Here is a 17,174-nt window from a genome sequence, read left to right as displayed (position 1 = left end):
GCAGCAACGTTATCCTGGCTCGGAAACGCTTCGCTCGTTCAGGCCGCCCGAGGCGGCTGAAGCGATCCGGCCGCCAGCATCTCGTCATGCAGGGCTATGGCATCGAGATCGAAGCCGTTAGGCCAGGTCGGTACGCCGCATTGGACGAACAACCGGCAGAAGAGCGCCGGATCGCGAAGGGGCTCCACCATCGGCCCACCTTCGGCGAGAACGTCGTTCAGATCGCGAACGCCCTCCCGGCCGTTTGAGAACTTCACCCAAAAACGGGGAAAATCGAGCGCCTTGACCTCAATGATTTTGATCAGCTCGATCATTCGACATCGGCTCCCGGCACGGCCTCGAACGGCTGCCGCAATCTCCCACGCTCCCAATTCGACAGCAACTCACTCCGATGCCGTCGAACCCAGCCCCGCAGCAGCCGCAAGGCAGCGGGTGGCATAGCGCCGGCAATGAGGTCACCATTCTCGATTGCTATCAAGGCCTCATGGCCTTGGTAGAAGGCGTGGATGTGGGGAGGCGGATGATCCCGCCAGTACATCTGCACGACGAAGCCGAAAAACACCGAAATCGTCGGCACAGCGCTCCTCGCAAAAAAGGCGGGCCTCACGGCCCGCCTCGTCAGTCTCAATTATCCAGGAAGCTCCTGAGCTTCCGGCTCCGGCTCGGATGCTTCAGCTTCCGGAGCGCCTTCGCCTCGATCTGGCGGATGCGCTCGCGGGTGACGCTGAACTGCTGGCCGACCTCTTCGAGCGTGTGGTCGGTGTTCATGCCGATGCCGAAGCGCATGCGCAGCACGCGCTCCTCGCGCGGAGTGAGCGAGGCGAGCACGCGCGTGGTGGTCTCGCGCAGGTTCGACTGGATCGCCGCATCGATCGGCAGGATCGCGTTCTTGTCCTCGATGAAGTCGCCGAGATGGCTGTCTTCCTCGTCGCCGATCGGCGTTTCGAGCGAGATCGGCTCCTTGGCGATCTTGAGGACCTTGCGCACCTTCTCCAGCGGCATGGCGAGCTTCTCGGCCAGCTCCTCAGGGGTCGGCTCGCGGCCGATCTCGTGCAGCATCTGGCGCGAGGTCCGCACGATCTTGTTGATCGTCTCGATCATGTGGACGGGGATGCGGATCGTGCGGGCCTGGTCGGCGATCGAACGGGTGATCGCCTGGCGGATCCACCAGGTCGCATAGGTCGAGAACTTGTAGCCGCGGCGGTACTCGAACTTGTCGACCGCCTTCATCAGGCCGATGTTGCCTTCCTGGATCAGATCGAGGAACTGCAGGCCGCGATTGGTGTATTTCTTGGCGATCGAGATCACGAGGCGCAAGTTTGCCTCGATCATCTCCTTCTTCGCCTGACGCGCCTCGCGCTCGCCCTTCTGGACCATCAGCACGATCTTGCGGAACTCCTGGATCTCCAGGCCGGTCTCGCTCGCCAGCGTATGGATCTCGTCGCGCAGGCTCTTGATGCGCTCGAGCTCGGCTGCGACGAATTCCTTCCAGCCGCGCGAGCCCAGCTTGGAGACGCGCAGGATCCACTTGGGATCGAGCTCGCCGCCGACATGCTGCTTGAGGAAGTCTTCGCGGCCAACGCCATAGCTCTCCGCCAGGCGCAGCAGGCGCGTCTCATGCGAGATCAGGCGCTTGTTGATGTCGTAGAGCTGCTCGACCAGCGCCTCGATGCGGTTGTTGTTCAGCGAGAGCGACTTCACCGCGGTGATGATGTCGTCCTTGAGCTTCTTGTATTTGCGGTCCTGCGACGGCGAGAGCTTGGTGTTCTCCAGCCGGTTGGCGATGTCCTGGTCCTGAAGGCGGCGCAGCTTCTTGTAGTTGTCGGCGATCGAATCGAACGTCTCGAGCACACGCGGCTTGAGCTCGGCCTCCATGGCCGAGAGCGACACGTTGTTCTCCATGTCGTCTTCGTCGAGATCGGGCGGCAGGTCGCCTTCGGGCGCCTCGCCCTCGGCGGCCGGCGCGGCCTCGGCCTCGCCGCCTTCGCCCGCGATCTGCGTCGGGTTCTTGCCGTCAGGGCCGGCATAGGTCGCTTCGAGGTCGATGATGTCGCGCAGCAGAACCTTGGCTTCGTTCAGCTCGTCGCGCCAGATGATGATCGCCTGGAAGGTCAGCGGGCTCTCGCAGAGCCCCGCGATCATCGCCTCGCGACCGGCCTCGATGCGCTTGGCGATCGCGATCTCGCCCTCGCGGGAGAGCAGCTCGACCGAGCCCATCTCGCGCAGATACATCCGCACCGGATCGTCGGTGCGCTCGGTCGGCTCCAGATTGCGCTTGGTTTCGACCGGCAGGGCCGAGCGCGAGGCATCGACCAGATCGCCGCCCTCGACCTCTTCCTCATCGGCGCCATTGGTGCCGGTGCGTGCCGCGGCGCGCTCCTCGCCAGAGGCTTCGGGATCTTCGTTGTCGACGACGTTGATGCCCTGCTCGCTGAGCTGGCCCAGCACATCCTCGATCTGCTCGGAGGTGAACTCCTCCGACGGCAGAACCTCGTTCAGTTCGTCATAAGTGACATAGCCGCGCTTCTTCGCGAGCTTGATCATGCGCCTGACGGCCTGATCCGTCAGATCGAGCAACGGACCGTCGGAGGTCGGGGGGGCTTCCGGCGTGGCCTGATCGGCCTTGTCCCGTTCGCTCACTTTCGTCGCCATCAATAGCGCTCCGCACTCTCTGGCCGCCACGGCTCGGAAGAAGCCATATGCGGACGCATAAAGGGGCGGCGCAGCCGCAGGTCCGGCGCGCTCACCCCAACCAAATCACGCAGGCCAGATGGCACCGCCCATCCTTGATGAACCGTAAACCACGCTCGGCCGACACGCGGATCGACGGACGACCCTCGCGCCCCGCTCAGTCTTCGGACATCGCCTCGGTCCCCTCGATGCTTTCGAGGCGAGCCTTGACGTCCTTGATCCAGGCGAAATTGGCTTCGGTCGCTTCGTCAGCCAATGCGCGCTCGGCTGCCTTCAACTCGCTATGTAGCGTCCGCGCGCGATGATGCAAGACGATAGCCTGACGAATCGAGTCGAAAACCGATTCCGGATCAGCGGCTTGCGCCAGTTTCAGGCGCTCCGCGGGGCCCGTCACCGCCATCAGCTGCGCCTGGGCCTCCTGCACGCGGGGCTGCTCCAGCCGGGCCGCCAGCGCCGCCTCGTCGAGAACGCCTTCCATCGTGGCGTCGAGCAGCGCCTGGCGGAAGCGCTCGGCCGCCGCGCCCTCCAGCGCCAGATCGGCAATTTCGTCGGCACAGCGCAGGATCAGCGCCGGATGGCTCGCCAGCGCCAGCAGGATGAAGGCTTCGCGCGTATCCTCGCCGCGGCCCCGCGCCATGATCTTGGTGCGCGTCAGCTGGCTGGATGCCTTGAGAGGCCCGCTCGCCCAGGGCGAGGGCTGCGGGAATCCGCCGCGCCCGCGTCCGCCAGCGGCCTGGCCCCGCCCGCGCGGATAACTTCCGCCCTCGCGTCGCTCGGCCCGCGCCGGAGCCGCGCTGGCGAAGAGCTGCGCCAGTCGCTCGTCCATCTCGCGGCGATAATGCTTGCGCGTCGTCTCGTCGCGGATCTGCCCGAGCGGCTCCTTCAGCCGCCGCTCGAAGGCGGCGCGGCGTTCGGGAGTGTCGAGAGGGCCCGCCTCCAGTTCGCGCGTCCACAGCATGTCGACCAGCGGCCGCGCCGCGCCCAGAACCTCGGCGATCGCGGCCTTGCCGCCGGAGCGGGCAAGATCGTCGGGGTCCTGCCCCTCGGGGAGCAGCGCGAAGGACAGCGATTTGCCGGGCTCCAGCAGGGGCAGCGCGATGTCGATGGCGCGGCTCGCCGCCTTCCGGCCGGCCTTGTCGCCGTCGAGGCAGATCACCGGCTCGTCCGCCATGCGCCAGAGCAGCGTGAGCTGGTCCTCGGTCAGGGCCGTGCCGAGCGGGGCGACGGTCTGCGGGAAGCCGGCGAGCGCCATCGCGATGACGTCGACATAGCCCTCGACGACGATCGCCTGCCCCGTGTCATGGGCGGCCTTGCGGGCATTGTGGTGGTTGAACAGCAGCGAGCCCTTGTGGAAGAGCGGCGTCTCCGGCGAGTTCAGGTATTTCGCCGAGACCTCGGCGCTCATCGCGCGCCCGCCGAAGGCGACGGGACGCCCGCGCGAATCATGGATCGGGAACATGATGCGGTCGCGGAAGCGGTCGTAGGGCACGGCGATCTCCTCGCCATGCACGAGCAGTCCCGCCTCCATCATCAGCTCGGCGGACACGCCCTTCCCCGCGAGATGATCGCGCAGCGCGAACCTGTCCGCCGGACCGTAGCCGAGGCGGAAACGCGTGCGCGCCTCCCCGTCGAGACCGCGCGAGGCGAGATAGCGCCGCGCCTGACCGCCGCGATCGCCCATCAGCTCGGCCTCGAAGAAGCGCGCCGCCAGTTCCACGACCTCGTGCAGGCCCTTGCGCCGCTCCTCCTGGACCTGCGCTTCCTGCGTGATCTTCGGCAGCGTCACGCCGGCTTCGGCCGCGAGCTTCTCGACGGCCTCGGGGAAGGACAGGCCTTCCGTTTCCATCACGAATTTGAAGATGTCGCCGTTCTTGCCCGACGAGAAATCGAAGAACGAGGCCTTCTGGTCGTTGACGAAGAAGGACGGCGTCTTCTCGGCGTTGAAGGGCGACAGCCCCTTCCATTCGCGCCCCGCCTTGGCGAGGCGCACGCGCTTGCCCACCACCGCCGAGACCGGCAGCCGCGCCTTGATCTCTTCCAGAATGGAGGGCGGGAACTTCATCGCGTCCTATGTGGACCCTGCCGCAGCACAAGCCAAGAACAGATCGTGATCCCGGCTCGCTTGCGCCGGCTATCCACAAGCCGCCTCTAGCGGCAGCGCAGCGGATCCTCCCCCAGCGCCGCCGCGGCACCGGCCGTCGGCAGCGCCCTGGCCTCGACACCCGCGCGTAGCGAAAGTGTACCGGCCCGTCGCAGCTCCTGCACGACCGGCCTCATCGCGTCCACGCCGAAGCGGCGATCCGGCTCCCATGTGAGCTCGACCATGTTGCCGGCGCTTTGGGCCGTGACAGGGATGCGCGTTGCCTTGCCGTCGATCAGGATCTCGAGCGAACGGAGCCCGTCCGCCGCATCGCGGCGAGGCAGGCTCGCCATGAGATAGGGGCCGGCCTTGATCGCGGCATTGGCCTTCGCGGCAGCCGCGTCGCCGCAATAGAAGGTCAGGCGGACGCCGCCGCTGGAGACACCGGCATAGGACGTCCCCATCTGGTAGCCGCTGCCCCAACCGGTTTGCTCAGGCTGCGCCTGCACGGCGCCGCCGCAGAGCAGCAGCAGGGCCGCGGCGAGACAGGTTCGTGATGACGGCATCGGATGTCTCCTCTGCCGCGAGTCTGACCCGCCGATGTGGCAGAAACGCGCCGGCCCGGCCTCAGCCTGCCAGCGCGGCCTTCACCAGCCCGCTCGCCTTGCCGAAATCCATCTGGCCGGCGAACTTCGCGCGAAGAATCGCGATGACCTTGCCCATGTCCTTGACCGAGGCTGCGCCGCTCTCGGTGACTGCGGCCGCGATGGCGGCCTGCACCTCGTCGTCGGACATCTGCTTGGGCATGTAGCCTGCGATCACCTCGACCTCCGCCTTCTCGCCGGCGGCGAGCTCGGGGCGGCCATTGGCGTCGTAGATCGCGATCGATTCCTGGCGCTGCTTGATCATCTTCTGCAGCAGGGCGAGCAGTTCGTCGGGCGTGGTCTCGCCCTTGCCGAGGCCGCGCGCCTCGATGTCCTTGTCCTTCAGCGCCGAGGTGATCATCCGGATCGTCGAGACCTTGCCCTTGTCCCCGGCCTTCATCGCTTCCTTGAGATCGGCCGTGAAGCGCTCGCGCAGGCTGGTCATGCGGGTATTCCTCGTTGTTCAGCGGGCTCTGCGCCCGCGTCGATTGACGGCATGGGAGCGCGTCTTTAAGGCTCGCGCTCCAGACGACGGCCAGCGAGACCGCTGCCGCCCATGCATTGCCGCGCCCTCGCGGCCTGGACCGAGACATAGACATGACCGCACACGAAGGAAACCCCGCCACGGGCGGCTGGAGCGAACCGCGCGCGACCGCCTTGCTGGTCCTCGCCGACGGCACGATGCTGGAGGGCTTCGGCCTCGGCGCCACCGGCGAGGCGCCCGGCGAGGTCTGCTTCAACACGGCGATGACGGGCTATCAGGAGATCCTGACCGACCCGTCCTATGCCGGCCAGATCGTCACCTTCACTTTCCCCCATATCGGCAATGTCGGCGTCAACGACGACGACACCGAGACCGTCAACGCCGCTGCCGCCTCCGGCGTGCGCGGCGTCGTGCTCCACGCCACCATCACCGAGCCCTCGAACTGGCGCGCCAGCCGCCATTTCGACGCCTGGCTCAAGGCGCGCAACATCGTCGGCATCTGCGGCGTCGACACCCGCGCGCTGACCGCCCTGATCCGCGACAACGGCATGCCGAACGCGATCCTGGCCCACTCGCCCGACGGCGTCTTCGACATTCCGCGCCTGCAGAAACTGGCAGCCGAACTGCCGGATATGGCCGGCCTCGACCTCGTGCCGATGGTCACCTCGGCCCAGCGCTACGAATGGGACGAAACACCCTGGCAGTGGCCGGCCGGCTACGGCAAGCGCGACGGCGCCGCCCACAAGGTCGTCGCGATCGATTACGGCGTGAAGCGCAACATCCTGCGACTGCTCTCCAAGGCCGGCTGCGACGTGACCGTCGTGCCTTCGACCGCCTCGGCGGAGGAGATCCTGGCGCTGCAGCCGGACGGCATCTTCCTCTCCAACGGCCCGGGCGACCCGGCCGCGACGGGCGAATACGCCGTCCCCGTCATCAGGGAACTGCTGGAGAAGAAGGTCCCGACCTTCGGCATCTGCCTCGGCCACCAGATGCTGGCGCTCGCCGTCGGCGGCCAGACGATGAAGATGAAGCAAGGCCATCACGGCGCCAACCACCCGGTGCAGGACAAGACGACCGGCAAGGTCGAGATCGTCTCGATGAACCACGGCTTCGCGGTCGATCCCGCCTCGCTGCCCGCGCACGCAGTCGAGACCCATGTCTCGCTCTTCGACGGCTCCAACAGCGGCTTTGCCCTCACCGACCGTCCGGCCTTCAGCGTCCAGCACCACCCGGAAGCCTCGCCCGGCCCGCAGGACAGCCACTACCTGTTCAAGCGCTTCGTCGAGATGATGGACGCCGAGAAGGCGAAGACGGCGGCCTGAGACGGCCGTCGTTGCTCTCCTGAACCTGCGCCATCAACCCGGACCGGCACTCCGCCGCGTCCGGGTTGACAGCCCCGACAGCCTGCGCTTGAAGCGGCTCATGACCCCAGCGACCTGCCTCGCCCGGACCTATTACGCCCCGTCCTCATAAGGCGGGTCGCATTCTTATGCTTCAACCGCCGCGCTGGCGGTTGAACTCAGGCAGTCACCCGGCATCGCGGCCCCCCTCCAGGGAACCCAACGATGCCACGCCAGCGCAAATCCTTCTCCTCTCTCGGCCTGCTCGGCTTCGGCGCCTTCGGGCAGCTGATGGCGCGCCATCTCCAGCCGCATCTTCGCCTCGTCGTCTGCGATCCCTCACGGCCGCCGCAGCCCGACCCGGCGGGCAAGGGGCTCGTGCCGGGCGACGTCGCGGCCGTGGCGGCCTGCGACATCGTCGTGCTCGCCGTCCCGGTCGACGCGATGGCGCAGGCGATCGCGAGCCTGCGCCCGCATCTGCGCGCCGGCACCATCGTGCTCGATGTCGGCTCGGTGAAGATCGAGCCCGCCCGCCTGCTGCTGGAGGGACTGCCGGAGCATGTCGAGATCATCGGCACGCATCCGCTCTTCGGCCCGCAGAGCGCGCGCGACGGGCTGGCCGGTTTGAAGATCGCGCTCTGCCCGATCCGCGGCCGCAGCACCGGGCGCATCGCCGCCTTCCTGCGCCGGATCTTTGCCCTCGACGTGATCCTGACCACGCCGGACGCACATGACCGCGACATGGCGCTGGTCCAGGGCCTGACCCATCTCGTCGCCAAGATCCTCGTCCGTATGGAGCCCGTGCCGCGCCGGATGACCACCCGCAGCTTCGAACTGCTGATGCAGGCGACCGAGATGGTGCGCCACGACACGCCCGGCGTCTTCCTGGCGATCGAGCGGGCCAATCCGCATGCGCGCGCCGTGCGGGAGCGATTTTTCGCCCATGCGCAGGCACTGACCCACGCGCTGGAGCGACACGATCACCCCGCGCCGGCCCTCGCCTGCAGCGAGGAACCGGAACCCGGCTCTTCCGCACCGGGCCGTCCTGCCCTATTGCAGCGCAATATCATCCCTGAGCGTCACGCGAAAACATGATCCGTCTCGAAAACATCGGTAAGCAGAACGGCCAGCAGATCGTCTTCATCGAGGCCTCCGCCTCGCTCTTGAAGGGCGAGAAGGTCGGCCTCGTCGGCCCCAACGGCGCCGGCAAGACCACCCTGTTCCGGATGATCACCGGCCAGGAGCAGCCCGACGAGGGCATGGTCCAGGTCGATCGCGGCATCACCATCGGCTATTTCAGCCAGGATGTCGGCGAGATGCAGGGCATGAGCGCGGTCGCCGCCGTGATGGAGGGCGCCGGACCCGTCAGCGCCGTGGCGGCGGAGCTGCGCGAGCTCGAGACGGCGATGGGCGACCCCGACCGTGCCGACGAGATGGACGAGATCATCGCCCGCTATGGCGAGGTGCAGGGCCGTTTCGAGGAGCTCGACGGCTATGCGCTCGACGGCCGCGCCCGCGAGGTTCTCGACGGCCTCGGCTTCAGCCAGGAGATGATGGAGGGCGATGTCGGCGCGCTCTCGGGCGGCTGGAAGATGCGCGTCGCGCTCGCCCGCATCCTCTTGATGCGCCCCGACGCGATGCTGCTCGACGAGCCCTCCAACCATCTCGACCTCGAGAGCCTGATCTGGCTGGAATCCTTCCTCAAGGGCTATGAGGGCGCGCTGCTGATGACCTCGCACGACCGCGAGTTCATGAACCGCATCGTCGGCAAGATCGTCGAGATCGATGCCGGCGCGCTGACGTCCTATTCCGGCGATTACGAATTCTACCAGCAGCAGCGCGCGCTCGCCGAGAAGCAGCAGCAGGCCCAGTTCGAGCGTCAGCAGGCCATGCTCGCCAAGGAGGTCGCCTTCATCGAGCGCTTCAAGGCGCGCGCCTCCCACGCCGCCCAGGTCCAGAGCCGCGTCAAGAAGCTCGATAAGATCGAGAAGGTCGAGCCGCCCAAGCGCCGCCAGACCGTCTCCTTCGATTTCCCGCCCGCCCCGCGCTCGGGCGAGGACGTCGTCACGCTCAAGGGCGTCGACAAGCGCTATGGCAGCCGCACCATCTACGAGGCGCTCGACTTCCAGATCCGCCGCAGGGAGCGCTGGTGCGTGATGGGGGTCAACGGCGCCGGCAAGTCGACGTTGCTGAAGCTGGTCACCGGCTCGACCGAGCCCGATTCCGGCAGCGTCGCGCTCGGCGGCTCGATCAAGCTCGGCTATTTCGCCCAGCACGCCATGGAGGTGCTGGACGGCGACCGCACCATCTTCCAGTCGCTGGAGGACCGCTTCCCCCAGGCCGGCCAGGGTTCGCTGCGCGCGCTCGCCGGCTGCTTCGGCTTCTCGGGCGACGATGTCGAAAAGCGTTGCCGCGTGCTCTCCGGCGGCGAGAAGGCCCGCCTCGTCATGGCGCTGATGCTCTACGACCCGCCGAATTTCCTCGTCCTCGACGAGCCCACCAACCATCTGGACATCGCCACCAAGGAAATGCTGATCAATGCGCTGGCGCAGTACGAGGGCACGATGCTGTTCGTCAGCCACGACCGGCATTTCCTCGCCGCGCTCTCCAACCGCACGCTGGAACTGACGCCCGACGGCGTCCATGCCTATGGCGGCGGCTACACCGAATACGTCGCCCGCACCGGCCAGGAAGCGCCGGGCCTGCGGAGCTAGCGGCGACGCGATCCAGATCAAGGGGCGGGCCGGCCCGACGCGATAGACACCCGGCCTGACGATCAGCCGCGAGCCCCCCATGACCGACAATCCCCTCACCCGGCCCGGCGCCGCCCACCCCGCCATCACCGAGGCGATGATCGCGACACTGGTCGCGCGCTTCTACGCAAAGGCCCGCGAAGACGCGGTGATCGGCCCGATCTTCATGGGCGCCGTCGCGGACTGGGACGAGCACATCGCCAACATCGCCGATTTCTGGAGCTCGGTGATGCTGCGCACCGGGCGCTATCACGGCCGGCCGATGCGCCCGCATCTGATCCTGCCGCTGGAGCCGCAGCATTTCGACCGCTGGCTCAGCCTGTTCGAGGAGACGGCGGCGGAAATCTGCGGTGAGCCGGACGTCGCCAATGAGTTCATCATCCGCGCCCGCCGCATCGCCGACAGCTTCGAGATGGGCCGCGCCTCGGTCACAGGCGAAATCGCCCGCCCGCGCCACAGCCGGGGCTGAGCCTCAGCCCAACCGCGCCTGCACGTCGAGGAAACCGTCGATTTCGTCTCCGGCGAGCGCGGCTTCCGCTGCAATACGGCGCGCCAGCGTCGCGGCGGCCGGGCGCGGCGCTCCCGTCGGCCGATCGAGCCAGTAGGAGACAGGGTTGAGCACTGTCCGCGCATCCACCGGCAGCAGCCGCCCTCCGGCGAGCTGCTCCTGCGCCAGGGGCGGGCGGGCCAGCGCGATGCCGAGGCCATGGGCGGCGGCGTCGAGCACGATGTTGTAGTCGTCGAAGCGGCGGTCCTGCGGCCTCGGCCGGTAGTCCAGGCCGCAGGCCGCAAACCAGGCGCGCCAGCCGGCCGCGTCGGAGTCATGGATCAGCGGATGCGCCAGCAGGCGCTGCGCGTCCTCGCCGGTCGCGATCGAAGCGGCGAGCCCAGACGAGGCGATCGGGAAGCACCACTCCTCGAACAGCTTGAGAGAGATCCGGCCGGGAGCCCCGCCGCGGCCGCAGCGGATGCCGAGATCGACCCCCTCCTCCTCGAAATCGATCCGGCGATGCTCCGCCTGCAGCACGATGCGTAGACCCGGCGCCGGCCCTTCCAGTGCCGCCAGCCGCGGCATCAGCCAGAGCGAACAGATCGAGGGCGGCGCACTCAGCCTGACCACGGCCGCGCCGCGCTGTTCGCGCCAGCGGTCCGACGTGTCGGCGATCAGCGCGAAGGCTTCCTGCGTGCGCGTCAGCAGATGCTGCCCTTCGGGGGTCAGCGCGACGCCGCGCGCCTGGCGCAGGAACACCCGCAGGCCCAGCCAGTGCTCCAGCCGGGCGACCTGCCGGCTGACCGCGCCATGGGTCAGGTTCAGCGCCAGCGCGGCGGCCGAGAAGCTGCCGGTGCGGGCGGCCGCCTCGAAAGCCCGCAGGGATTCGAGCGGCGGCAGGGTCGAGCTGTGATCCATGCTCACAGCTCATGTGCGATTTGGTGGTTTGTCAATCATCGGCCGCGGGTCTCTATGGAGAAGGTCGCACGCCAGCCGGAGACCCCGATGCCGACCACCAGCCACCCGCTGCCCCGTGATGGCGGCGTTCGCCTCGACGGGGTCCTGCTCTTCACGGTGCCCTTCACCATTCTCGCCTGGGCCTCGTCCTTCCCCGCGATCAGGGCCGGGCTGGCGGGCTTCGGCCCGGCCGAGATGGCCGCGCTGCGCTTTGGCCTGGCCGGCGCCGCGGCGGCGCTCTTCCTTGCGGTGCGACGCGCGCCCCTGCCCGCCAGAGGCGACCTCTGGCGCTTCGGCTGCGGCGGCGTCTTCTTCATCGCGGCCTATGCCGTGCTGCTCAACATCGGACAGCAGGTCGTGCCGGCGGGGCCGGCGAGCTTCATCATCAACACCAATCCGATCATGACGGCGCTGCTGGCCATGCTGCTGCTGGGCGAGCGCTTCAGCCGGCTGGCCTGGACGGGCACCGCCCTCTCCTTCGCCGGCATCGGGCTGATCGCGCTCGGCAAGGGCCTTAATGTCGAGATCGGGCTGTCGGTGCTGCTGATCCTCGGCGCCGCGCTCTGCAACGCCGTCACCACCGTCGTCCAGAAGCCGCTCTTTGCACGCTACGAGCCGCTTTCGGTCGCGGCCTGGAACCAGGCGATCGGCGGCCTCGTCCTGCTGCCCTTCCTGCCGGGAGCGATCGCGCAGGCGGCCACCGCCCCTGCCGTCTCGTTCTGGTCGGTGGTCTACCTGGCGGTCGTCCCGAGCCTGATCGGCTACGCCACCTGGGCCGTGACGCTGTCGCGACTGCCGGCCGGCCGTGCCGCCAACTTCCAGTACTGCGTTCCGCCGATGGCGACGCTGATCGGCTTCCTCTGGCTCGGCGAGGTTCCAACGCCACTCGCCCTGATCGGCGGTCTGATGGCGCTGGGCGGTGTGGTGGTCGTCAACCTGAAGCGCTGAGGAAGGATCCTCCGCACGGAGGCATGCTGGCTTGCCCGGCACACACGGGCATGATGGTCTGGCGCACCATGACCGCGCGCCTCGCCATCCGCCCCCTCACCGCAGCCGACGCCGCCGCCTATCGCGCCCTGCGCCTCCAGGCCCTTCGCGATCATCCGGAGGCTTTCGGTGCGAGCTATGAGGATGAGGTGGCGCGCAGCCTCGAGATGACGGCGAAGCGCCTCGATGGCGGCCCGCTGAACTGCGTCTTCGGCGCCTTTGCCGGAGACGATCTCGTTGGCACCGCCGGCTTCATCGTGCCGGACCGCTCCGCGAAATCCCGCCACAAGGGTCTGCTCGTCGGGGTTCATGTCGCGCCGGCCCATCGCGGCCATGGCCTTGGCCGTGCGCTGGTCACGGCCGTCATCGACCATGCGCGGGCCCATGTCGTGCTGCTGCAGGCCGCCGTGGGCGTCGCCAATGCGTCGGCGCTGCGGCTCTATGAGAGCCTCGGCTTCCGGCATTACGGGCGGGAGGACAAGGCACTGCGGGTCGACGGCGTCTTCGTCGACGAGGCGCTGATCGTGCTGGATTTTGCGGCCGACGCCTGAGCTGTGTTGCCACCTGCTCGGGGTAGGTCTCAGCCCTCATCCTGAGGAGCCATTCCTTGAGGAATGGCGTCTCGAAGGATGCTCCAGGAGGCTCCGGAACCATCTGGAGCATCCTTCGAGACGCGCTCCTGCGGAGCGCTCCTCAGGATGAGGGCCCAGACGATGGCCCCAAAGAGCCTAAAACCCCCGCGCCGCCAGCGCCTTCTCGTCGTCCTGGATATAGTCCCGGATCACCGGCACGGCGCTCTTGTGCGGGCCGAGCAGGAGCTGGAAGACCATGTCGCCGCCGATGTCGAAGGAGATCGAGCAGGCGCAGAGATAGAACTCCCACATTCGCGCGAAGCGCTCGCCCATCATCGCGACCACCTGCGGCCGCTGCGCCATGAAGCGCTCGCGCCACGCTTCAAGCGTCCAGTGGTAGTGCCGCCGCCAGAACTCGCAGTCGGAATGCCAGAGCCCGGTCTGCTCCACCGCCGCGAACACCTCCGACAGCGCCGGCGCATAGCCGCCGGGGAAGATATACTTGTCGAAGAACGGACCGGTGAAGCCCGGCGGGCCGACGCGGCCGATGCAATGGACCAGCGCGATCCCGTCCGGTGTCAGCAGGTCGCGGATCTTTTCGAAGTATTCGAGATAATGCGCGACGCCGACATGCTCCATCATGCCGACGGAGACGACGCGGTCGAAGCTGCCCGTCAGCTCGCGATAGTCCTTGTTGACGAAGGTCACGGCGTCGCCGACCCCCGCGGCATCCGCGCGCTTCTGGGCGGCCGCCATCTGGTCGGGCGAGACGTTGAGGCCCGTCACCTTCGCGCCGCAGGCCTTCGCCAGGTAGATCGCCAGTTCCCCCCAGCCCGAGCCGATATCGAGGACCGTCATCCCCGGCTCGATCTTCAGCTTGGCGGCGATGTGGCGCAGCTTTGCCCGCTGCGCGTTTTCCAATCCGACCTCCGGCGAGTGCCAGTAGGCGCAGGAATAGGTCATCGTCTCGTCGAGCCAGAGCCGGTAGAAATCGGTCGGGATGTCGTAGTGGTGCTTGACCTTCTTGCCGGCGACGCCGAGCGGGTTGTGCATCCGGAACCGCCGGATCTTGAAGCGCACCGAGCGGATCAGCTTCTGGATCGGGTGCTTGCGCAGCTCCTTCCGCTGCAACCAGAACAGCGTCAGCAGGTCGTGGATCGTGCCTTCCTCGAAGTCGATCCGCCCATCCATATAGCCTTCGGCCAGAGCGAGCTCCGGATTGAGGAAGAGCTCGCGCTCGATCCGGTCGTCATGGAAGCGCACCGTCACCGCAGGCGCCGTCTTGACCACCCCGGCGAAGCGGATCTCGCCCGGTCCCGGGCCGAAGACATGGTTTCGTCCATCCGGCGTGATCACCGTCAGGCGCCCCATCCTGACGAAATTCTTCAGCAAACGCGGTAGCAACAACATTCGCAGCCCTCACCCCGCCGCGATTTAGAGCATGTCGAAGCATTCGGCGAAACCTCCGGCAACAACACAGCAACGTCAGCCCCGCTCCATCCTGACGCTGCACGATGCTGCCGCCGAGAGCAGGGAGCGGATGGGACGGGATGGACAAGCGGTTTTCGAAGCGCTGGCGCTCGCATCTGCGGATGGCGAAGCTGTTCGACCGCTCGCAGCGCTTTCTCGTCGAATGCCGCATTCTCGACCTCTCGGCGACGGGCGCAAGGCTGAAACCGCAGAGCGACCGCCCGCTGCCGCTCGAACTGCATCTGCGGGACGAGGTGATGGAGGTCTCGAAGCGCGCCACCATCGTCTGGATTCAGCGCGGCGAGATCGGCATCCGCTTCGCGGCCGATGCCGACGCCATGTGAGCCCAGCGGCATGAGCAATTCCACGCTGCAAATGCAGGATCGGGACGGCTCGGGGAACCTGAGACGGCCATGCGCGTTCCACGGCTCGACGACGCCTCTGCCGCGTGACGGGACCATGATGGACGACGACCGCATCAACCGCATCGCACGCGCGCTTTGCCGCTCGGCCCGGATCGACCCCGATGGCCTGCTGTCGGGCGAAGGCGCCGATCCGGAACTCCTGCGCCACGATGTCCGCGGCCAGGTCAACGGCCGCGATGTCCCCGCCTGGACGATGTTCCGGGGCGCCGCCCTCACCTTTATCCAGGCCCATGAGGAGCGCGTCGTCGCGCCGCTCTGACGCGCTCCTGCGCTTGCTAAGCCGGTCGCCGGCGGCATAGTGCTCGCCACCCGCGCGGCGCCGGCCGCGCATCCTGCGGAACGGCGAAGCATGTCCTGGCGCGATTTCTGGAACGGCGAACACGCGATCTATGTCTCGCCCCGCCACAAGGCCCTGCACTACCGCCAGATCGCGACCGACCTGATCGGCCATATCCCGGCGCCCGACGCCGTCGTGCTCGACCATGGCTGCGGCGAGGCGCTCGACGCCGGCCGCGTCGCCGGCCATTGCGCCAAGCTCTTTCTCTGCGAGGCCGCACCCAGCGTGCGCGACAAGCTGCGCGCCATGCTGGGCGGCAAGGCGAATGTCGCGGTGGTCTCGCCCGAGGAGGTCGAGGCGCTGCCCGACCAGACGCTGGATCTCGTCGTCGCCAATTCGCTGATCCAGTATCTCTCGCGCGATGAACTCGTCGCCCTGCTCGCCACCTGGCGCGGCAAGCTCAAGCCGGGCGGCAAACTCGTCGTCGCCGACATCATCCCGCCCGATGTCAGCCCGCTGACCGATGCCTCGCAGCTGCTCGCCTTCGCCTGGCGCGGCGGGTTCCTCACGGCGGCACTCGCCGGCCTCGTCCGAACCGCCTTCTCGGACTACCGCAAGCTGCGGGCGCAATACGGCCTCTCGACCTATCGCATCGACGACATCACCGGCCTGATCGCGGCGGCAGGCTTCGCGGAGGTGTCGCCCGCGAAGAACTTCGGCCACAACCCGCACCGGCTGACGCTGGTGGGGCGCAAGGCGGGGTAATGGCTCTGCGCCATCGCCTCAGCCAGGAGGAAACGGCCCGTGCATATCGGCTTGATCGGCGGCATCGGCGTGGCGGCGACGGTCGTCTACTACCAGCGCCTTGTGGCGGCGGCTGCGGCACGCGGCGTCTCGAAGCTCGAGCTCACCATCGTTCACGGTGAGATCCAGGAGCTGATCCGCAACAATCTCGCTGATCGGAAGGCCGAGCAGGCCGAGGCCTTCCTTCCCCTGGTGGAACGTCTGAAACACGCGGGGTGCGATTGCGTTGCCCTGTCTTCGCTCGGTGCGCATTTCTGCCTCGATGAACTGGCGGCGCTCTCGCCGTTGCCGATCGTGTCGGCTGTCGCACCGCTCGATGCGTTCTTCGTCGCCAAGGGCATCGAGCAGATCGGGCTTCTGGGAACGCGGGTGGTGATGCGGACGCGGCTTTACGGCCAGCTCGTCGACACCAGGGCGATCACGCTGGACGACGAGATCGACCTCCTCGGCCAGACCTACCAGGACATGGCCGTCGCCGGGACCTGCTCGCCGGCGCAACGTGCGTTGTTCCTCGATGCCGGGCGACGCATGATCGCGGCGGGCGCCGACGCGATCGTTCTGGCGGGAACCGACCTCAATTTGGCGTTCGACGGTCAGAACCCGGGCTATCCTGTCATCGACGCCCTCGACGTCCATGTCGCTCTGCTCGCCGATCTGGCGGCCGGCCGCCGATCCCTGGGCGACATTGCGTCCTGACGCCCGAGACCGTCACCCCGCCCGATCGGCGAACGAGAAGAACTTGTGCCCCAGGAACGAGAACACCATCACGAAGCCCGTGGTGACGAACTGCATGGGCAGATAGGGCAGCCCGAGCCGTGCCACGAACAGGTGCATCAGCACCCAGGTCAAGCCGAACCCGCCGACGGCGATCAGCCCAAAGCGCCAGGTCGCCTGGGCATGGCTGCGGGTGGCCTCGAAGGTCATCCACCGGTTGAGCGCATAGGACACGAAGGCGCCGACCACGAACCCCGCCAAGGTCGCCGGCACGGGATCGACATGGGCGAGTTCGACCAGGCCGACCAGCACGCCGTAATGCGCGACGGCCGTCAGGCCGCCCGCAAGGACATAGGCGAGGAGCTGGCGGGTCTGGCGGGGGTAGCGGCGTAGCGGCATGGCGCCTCCTTACAGGCTTTGCCCCAACGAAGCCTGAACGGTCGCCCGCCCGTCGTGGCCTGTGTGCGGACAGGCTGCTCGCGCGCT

Annotated in this window: 19 protein-coding genes; 10 read left to right on the top strand and 9 right to left on the bottom strand. The window is 67.7% G+C overall.

Going from position 1 to position 17,174, the window contains the following annotated elements:
- Positions 1 to 38: 38 nt before the first annotated feature.
- The 6 genes from ABIE41_RS12005 to ABIE41_RS11980 form a co-directional block, all read right to left on the bottom strand.
- Complete coding sequence (locus ABIE41_RS12005) at positions 39 to 314, bottom strand: DUF2442 domain-containing protein (RefSeq protein ID WP_210321075.1); 276 nt, start codon at positions 312 to 314, stop codon at positions 39 to 41.
- Positions 311 to 577 carry a DUF4160 domain-containing protein gene (locus ABIE41_RS12000; RefSeq protein ID WP_192644676.1) on the bottom strand — a complete coding sequence of 89 codons (267 nt, stop codon included), beginning with the start codon at positions 575 to 577 and terminating at the stop codon, positions 311 to 313. Before ABIE41_RS12000 ends, ABIE41_RS12005 begins: the two co-directional genes overlap by 4 nt.
- Before the next feature lie 47 nt (positions 578 to 624).
- Positions 625 to 2,652 (bottom strand): RNA polymerase sigma factor RpoD, encoded by a 2,028-nt coding sequence (gene rpoD, locus ABIE41_RS11995; protein WP_192644675.1) that lies wholly within the window; start codon positions 2,650 to 2,652, stop codon positions 625 to 627.
- A gap of 196 nt (positions 2,653 to 2,848) precedes the next feature.
- Positions 2,849 to 4,753: a DNA primase gene (gene dnaG, locus ABIE41_RS11990; RefSeq protein WP_192644674.1), complete on the bottom strand. Its 1,905-nt coding sequence runs from the start codon at positions 4,751 to 4,753 to the stop codon at positions 2,849 to 2,851.
- A gap of 86 nt (positions 4,754 to 4,839) precedes the next feature.
- Complete coding sequence (locus ABIE41_RS11985) at positions 4,840 to 5,337, bottom strand: hypothetical protein (RefSeq protein ID WP_192644673.1); 498 nt, start codon at positions 5,335 to 5,337, stop codon at positions 4,840 to 4,842.
- Between the two features lie 61 nt (positions 5,338 to 5,398).
- A complete protein-coding gene (locus tag ABIE41_RS11980; RefSeq protein WP_192644672.1) occupies positions 5,399 to 5,860 on the bottom strand; it encodes a GatB/YqeY domain-containing protein in 462 nt (153 codons plus the stop codon).
- 152 nt (positions 5,861 to 6,012) lie between these two features.
- Between ABIE41_RS11980 and carA the strand changes: the two genes are divergently transcribed.
- The 4 genes from carA (at position 6,013) to ABIE41_RS11960 (ending at position 10,461) form a co-directional block, all read left to right on the top strand.
- Positions 6,013 to 7,221, top strand: a complete 1,209-nt coding sequence (carA, locus tag ABIE41_RS11975; protein WP_192644671.1) for a glutamine-hydrolyzing carbamoyl-phosphate synthase small subunit — start codon at positions 6,013 to 6,015, stop codon at positions 7,219 to 7,221.
- A 243-nt stretch (positions 7,222 to 7,464) separates the two neighbouring features.
- The gene (locus ABIE41_RS11970; RefSeq protein WP_192644670.1) at positions 7,465 to 8,334 is read left to right on the top strand and encodes a prephenate dehydrogenase/arogenate dehydrogenase family protein; all 870 of its coding nucleotides are present in this window, start codon (positions 7,465 to 7,467) and stop codon (positions 8,332 to 8,334) included.
- Positions 8,331 to 9,953, top strand: a complete 1,623-nt coding sequence (locus tag ABIE41_RS11965) for an ABC-F family ATP-binding cassette domain-containing protein (RefSeq protein WP_192644669.1) — start codon at positions 8,331 to 8,333, stop codon at positions 9,951 to 9,953. Before ABIE41_RS11970 ends, ABIE41_RS11965 begins: the two co-directional genes overlap by 4 nt.
- 79 nt (positions 9,954 to 10,032) lie before the next feature.
- Complete coding sequence (locus ABIE41_RS11960) at positions 10,033 to 10,461, top strand: group III truncated hemoglobin (RefSeq protein ID WP_069055960.1); 429 nt, start codon at positions 10,033 to 10,035, stop codon at positions 10,459 to 10,461.
- A 3-nt stretch (positions 10,462 to 10,464) separates the two neighbouring features.
- On the opposite strand, the gene ABIE41_RS11955 is transcribed toward ABIE41_RS11960, so the two are convergent.
- Positions 10,465 to 11,400 (bottom strand): LysR substrate-binding domain-containing protein, encoded by a 936-nt coding sequence (locus tag ABIE41_RS11955; protein ID WP_192644668.1) that lies wholly within the window; start codon positions 11,398 to 11,400, stop codon positions 10,465 to 10,467.
- Positions 11,401 to 11,487: 87 nt separating this feature from the next.
- Between ABIE41_RS11955 and ABIE41_RS11950 the strand changes: the two genes are divergently transcribed.
- Positions 11,488 to 12,387 (top strand): DMT family transporter, encoded by a 900-nt coding sequence (locus tag ABIE41_RS11950; RefSeq protein ID WP_192644667.1) that lies wholly within the window; start codon positions 11,488 to 11,490, stop codon positions 12,385 to 12,387.
- A gap of 68 nt (positions 12,388 to 12,455) precedes the next feature.
- The gene (locus ABIE41_RS11945; protein WP_192644666.1) at positions 12,456 to 12,977 is read left to right on the top strand and encodes a GNAT family N-acetyltransferase; all 522 of its coding nucleotides are present in this window, start codon (positions 12,456 to 12,458) and stop codon (positions 12,975 to 12,977) included.
- 177 nt (positions 12,978 to 13,154) lie between these two features.
- On the opposite strand, the gene ABIE41_RS11940 is transcribed toward ABIE41_RS11945, so the two are convergent.
- The gene (locus ABIE41_RS11940) at positions 13,155 to 14,408 is read right to left on the bottom strand and encodes a class I SAM-dependent methyltransferase (RefSeq protein ID WP_192644665.1); all 1,254 of its coding nucleotides are present in this window, start codon (positions 14,406 to 14,408) and stop codon (positions 13,155 to 13,157) included.
- A 140-nt stretch (positions 14,409 to 14,548) separates the two neighbouring features.
- On the opposite strand from ABIE41_RS11940, the gene ABIE41_RS11935 reads away from it, so the two are divergent.
- From ABIE41_RS11935 to ABIE41_RS11920, 4 genes are all read left to right on the top strand, one after another.
- Complete coding sequence (locus ABIE41_RS11935; protein WP_192644664.1) at positions 14,549 to 14,812, top strand: PilZ domain-containing protein; 264 nt, start codon at positions 14,549 to 14,551, stop codon at positions 14,810 to 14,812.
- A gap of 115 nt (positions 14,813 to 14,927) precedes the next feature.
- Positions 14,928 to 15,152 carry a hypothetical protein gene (locus ABIE41_RS11930; RefSeq protein WP_192644663.1) on the top strand — a complete coding sequence of 75 codons (225 nt, stop codon included), beginning with the start codon at positions 14,928 to 14,930 and terminating at the stop codon, positions 15,150 to 15,152.
- Positions 15,153 to 15,242: 90 nt separating this feature from the next.
- Positions 15,243 to 15,935 (top strand): class I SAM-dependent methyltransferase, encoded by a 693-nt coding sequence (locus ABIE41_RS11925; protein WP_192644662.1) that lies wholly within the window; start codon positions 15,243 to 15,245, stop codon positions 15,933 to 15,935.
- Between the two features lie 51 nt (positions 15,936 to 15,986).
- On the top strand, positions 15,987 to 16,670 hold the full coding sequence (locus ABIE41_RS11920) for an aspartate/glutamate racemase family protein (protein ID WP_210321074.1): 684 nt from the start codon (positions 15,987 to 15,989) through the stop codon (positions 16,668 to 16,670).
- Between the two features lie 12 nt (positions 16,671 to 16,682).
- On the opposite strand, the gene ABIE41_RS11915 is transcribed toward ABIE41_RS11920, so the two are convergent.
- Positions 16,683 to 17,087 (bottom strand): GtrA family protein, encoded by a 405-nt coding sequence (locus ABIE41_RS11915; protein WP_192644660.1) that lies wholly within the window; start codon positions 17,085 to 17,087, stop codon positions 16,683 to 16,685.
- Positions 17,088 to 17,174: the final 87 nt, after the last annotated feature.

Source organism: Bosea sp. OAE506 (assembly GCF_040546595.1).
Lineage (GTDB): Bacteria > Pseudomonadota > Alphaproteobacteria > Rhizobiales > Beijerinckiaceae > Allobosea.
This window is presented reverse-complemented; position numbering and strand designations above follow the sequence as displayed.